1 protein-coding gene and 4 pseudogenes are annotated in these 3,832 nt (G+C 65.6%); 2 read left to right on the top strand and 3 right to left on the bottom strand.

Annotated elements, in window-relative coordinates:
• Positions 1-142: 142 nt before the first annotated feature.
• Positions 143-454, bottom strand: a pseudogene (locus ACYVMZ_RS39175) (transposase); the annotation flags it as partial.
• A gap of 498 nt (positions 455-952) precedes the next feature.
• Between ACYVMZ_RS39175 and ltrA the strand changes: the two are divergent.
• Positions 953-2,218 carry a group II intron reverse transcriptase/maturase gene (gene ltrA / locus ACYVMZ_RS39170; protein WP_461088065.1) on the top strand — a complete coding sequence of 422 codons (1,266 nt, stop codon included), beginning with the start codon at positions 953-955 and terminating at the stop codon, positions 2,216-2,218.
• A gap of 92 nt (positions 2,219-2,310) precedes the next feature.
• On the opposite strand, the pseudogene ACYVMZ_RS39165 reads toward ltrA, so the two are convergent.
• Both ACYVMZ_RS39165 and ACYVMZ_RS39160 read right to left on the bottom strand, forming a co-directional pair.
• A pseudogene (locus ACYVMZ_RS39165) lies at positions 2,311-2,888 on the bottom strand (IS5 family transposase); the annotation flags it as partial.
• Positions 2,889-2,929: 41 nt separating this feature from the next.
• A pseudogene (locus tag ACYVMZ_RS39160) lies at positions 2,930-3,474 on the bottom strand (IS110 family transposase); the annotation flags it as partial.
• A 179-nt stretch (positions 3,475-3,653) separates the two neighbouring features.
• Between ACYVMZ_RS39160 and ACYVMZ_RS39155 the strand changes: the two are divergent.
• A pseudogene (locus ACYVMZ_RS39155) lies at positions 3,654-3,832 on the top strand (IS982 family transposase); the annotation flags it as partial.

The following is a 3,832-nucleotide window of genomic DNA, read 5'->3' as shown; positions in this document are numbered from 1 at the left end:
CGCCGCCCTGCGGCCGCGATGGCGCAGGCGGGACCACCCGCTGGAACAACTCCCACAACTCGTCCGGCACCATGCGCTCGACCATGACCACACAGTGCACACTACCCAGCACACCAAATGAGACGAAGTCTTAGACGCTGTTTCACTTGGTGAGTCGGCGGTAGCTGATGAGGGCTGCGGCGATGCCGACGAAGGCCAGGAAGTGTTCGGCCTTTCGCTCGCAGCGGCGGTGCAGTCTCCGGCATCCGGCCAGCCAGGAGACCGTTCTCTCGACGACCCAGCGGTGTCGGCCGAGCCGCGTGGACGACTCGATGCCCTTGCGGGCGATGCGGTGACGGATGCGACGCTCGCGAAGCCATTTCCGCAGGTGTTGCGTCCTGAACGCGCAAAGGAGTTGGTTGTAGGACAGCTTCCGAGAGTGGTGCTGTGCGAGAGATGAAGGTTTGGCCCTTCGGAGTCGCCCTGTGGGGGGAGGCTTCAAACCGCCTCATGCTGCGTTGGCTAAAGACCGTCGTGGTGAGCGATGAGGAAAAGGCGTCGTAAGAGGCGTCAGGTGGGGATCGGGAAGACGAACGCAAGTGAATCGCTGCTGACGTGTCGCAAGGAAAACAGACGACATCAAAACCGGGGTGTTACCTGAACTCCGGGATGAGCCTGGCGGGTGCCCATCTATTGGCCAGGCGGTGTCCGGCATGCAGGCGACGTGAGACCGGTCTGCGGCTTTCGCACGGAACAGGAGAAGGCGCGCGCTGATACTGCCCGCCGCGTTGCGGTGGCGAGAGGGAGTGCCCCGAGCAGACGCAACTGTGAGGGGTCGAGTACCGAGGCAGTGTGCGCCGGCGGACCGGCTCGTAGGAGCGCTGATGCCCCTGTAACGGGGGCGGAGCAAAGGGGCCGGGTCGTTCGTGACTGAGTTGATCACATCAACCGGACAGTGTCCGGGAGGAGTGCGATGGGCCAGTTGAAGTCATCGACCAAGCCGTTTGATATTTCGAAGTGGGAGATCAAGGAAGCCTGGGAGGAAGTCAGGGCGAATAAAGGCGCACCTGGTGTGGACGGTCAGAGCATCGAAGACTTCGAGAAGGACCTGAAGGGCAACCTCTATAAGATCTGGAATCGGATGTCGTCGGGCTCGTACTTTCCGCCCCCGGTGCGCGCGGTGGCCATTCCCAAGCCACACGGCGGCGGCACGAGAATGCTCGGCATTCCGGCTGTCGCCGACCGCGTGGCCCAGACCGTGGTGGCCCGGCATCTGATGCAAAGGGTGGAGCCTGTCTTCCATCCGGACAGCTACGGATACCGGCCGGGACGGTCCGCCTTGGACGCAGTGGGAAAGTGTCGGGAGCGCTGCTGGAAACGGAATTGGGTGGTGGAGTTCGACATCGCCCAGTTCTTCGACAGCGTGCCCTGGGACCTGCTGGTCAAGGCGGTGGAAGCACACACTGACGCCGTTTGGGTGAACTTGTATGTCCGGCGGTGGCTCGAAGCACCGCTGGCCATGCCCGACGGCTCCCTGCTGGAGCGGGAGCGAGGGACCCCGCAAGGGGCTCCGGTGTCTCCCGTCCTGGCGAACCTGTTCCTGCACTACGCGTTCGACATGTGGATGGACCGGGTGTTCCCGTCCGTCTGGTTCGAGCGGTATGCGGATGACGCGGTGCTCCACTGCGTTTCCGAGCGCCAGGCCCGTCAGGTGCTGGCCGCGCTCAACGACAGGATGGTCGAGGTCGGGCTGCGTCTGCACCCGGGCAAGACCCGGATCGTCTACTGCAAGGACGGACTGCGCCCGCGCTCCTACGAGCACACGGCGTTCACGTTCCTCGGGTACACGTTCCGCGCCAGGAAGAACCGGAGTCGGCGCGGGAATCTCTTCCTGGGGTTCGACCCGGCGATCAGCAAGGACGCCCTGAAGAAGATCAGCCGGGAGGTGCGGGGCTGGCACCTGCACACCCGTACCGGTCTGACCTTCCAGGAGCTCGCCCGCAGGGTAAATCCCAAGGTCGCGGGCTGGGTCAACTACTACGGCCGGTTCCGGCCCTGGGAGCTGATCCCTTTCCTGACGCGTATCAACACCTACCTGCTGCGCTGGATCCGCAAGAAGTACAAACGGCTCTCGGCCAAGCGGAAGGCGCTGGCGAAGTTGCAGGAGATCGCCCGGCGATACCCCCGCATGTTCGCGCACTGGCGCCTCTCTCCGTCTCAGAGTGCCGTGCTGGTCTGATGATCAGGACGACAAGAGCCGTGTAACGGGAGACTGTTACGCACGGTTCTGTGAGGGCCGGGGGGTGAGATTCCCCCCGGCTACTCGGCGTCGTAGTCGTAGCCCTTGTCGGCATGGAGCTTGGCCGGACCCCGGCGGCGGGGTCCGCGGCGGGAGCGGATGGGCGGGATCCCGCGCACGAGCGGCTGCAGGCCGAGGCTGTCGTGCGTGTTGGCGCCGGAGATGCCCAGCGACAGCGGCACGCCGTTGCGGTCGGTGATCAAGTGGATTTTCGATCCCGGCTTGCCGCGGTCGGTCGGATTCGGTCCGGTCAGTGGCCCCCTTTTGCCGCCCGGACGCTGACGGAGTCGATGGCGCACCGCGACCAGTCCAGCTCACCCCGAGCACCGAGTTCGTCGAGGATGATGCGGTGCAGCCTGGCCCACACCCGCTCCCGGCTCCACTGGGCGAAGCGCCGGTAGACCGTCGGCCAGGCCGGCCCGAACACCGGCGGCAACTGCCGCCAGGTGCAGCCCGAGGTGGCCACGAAGATGATCGCCGCCAAACATTCGCGGTCCCCGGCCCGTCGGCGGCCGCCGCCCTGCGGGCGTATGACCTCCGTCGGCGGAACCACCCGCCGAAACAGCGTCCACAACTCGTCCGGCACCAACCGCTCGATCAGATCCGTCATGCACGAATCAACGAGCGATCAAGCCATCAGAAACGGCGTCTGAGTACGGCCGGGTGCTGGATGCGCGGGCACAGGACCCGTTCCAGCGACGGGTGGATCTGCGTCAGCAGGCCGCGAAGGCGGTTGCTGATGCGTGTTGCTTCGCCGGCCAGGTCGTCGTCGAAGCCGACGATCATCTCCAGCTCGGCGATGGTCTCGTCCTCGAGGTCGACCGAGCGGAGTGTGCGGGGCATGACGCGGGCCGCGTCGGCGATCACGAACGCATCGCGGGCATCCGTCTTGGCCTCGCCGGGATAGAGATCGGCGATCCGTCGCATCGTCAGGCCGGGCAGATAGGCGACTAGGCATCCCATGTCCCGGGCCACCGCCAGCGGCAGAGCGCCGATCGATCCGGCTGATCGACGACGACGAGGACAGTCCCGTGCTTGGCCTGGAGTTTTCCGAACACCTCACGGAGCCTGGGTTCGCTGTTGGGCAGCCGCTTGTCGAAGGCTTTCTTCCCGGCCGGTGTGACGGCGGTGGCGTGGTGTTCGCCCTTGCCGACGTCCAGGCCGAGGAAGGCGCCGATGTCGCTGGCGTCGATCACGTGAATCCTCCGGTCGTCCACACCCGGCCGTCCCACGGCACCGATCGCCACATCCACATTACGAAGAGCCTCCCGACCTGCGAAGCCGGTGGTCATGCCCCTAATCAGCGGTCTGTCGATGCCTCCGGAGCCGGTGACACCGCCCCCCAAGACATGCGATCGACAGGAAGAGAAAATGCAAGCGCCTGCGAGCCGCTCTGCCCCTGGTCAAACGGGCCATCCGATCGCTGGCGGCCGACACCGATCTGTGGCTGGACGATGTGTGGATCGTGGACTCCACCCCTGTGGAGTGCGCCCGCTCCCGGGAGACCGTCAAGCGCTCCGACCTGGCCGGCTGGGCGAACTACGGCTACTGCCG

The sequence above is a fragment of the Streptomyces deserti genome, from assembly GCF_054782695.1.
This window is presented reverse-complemented; position numbering and strand designations above follow the sequence as displayed.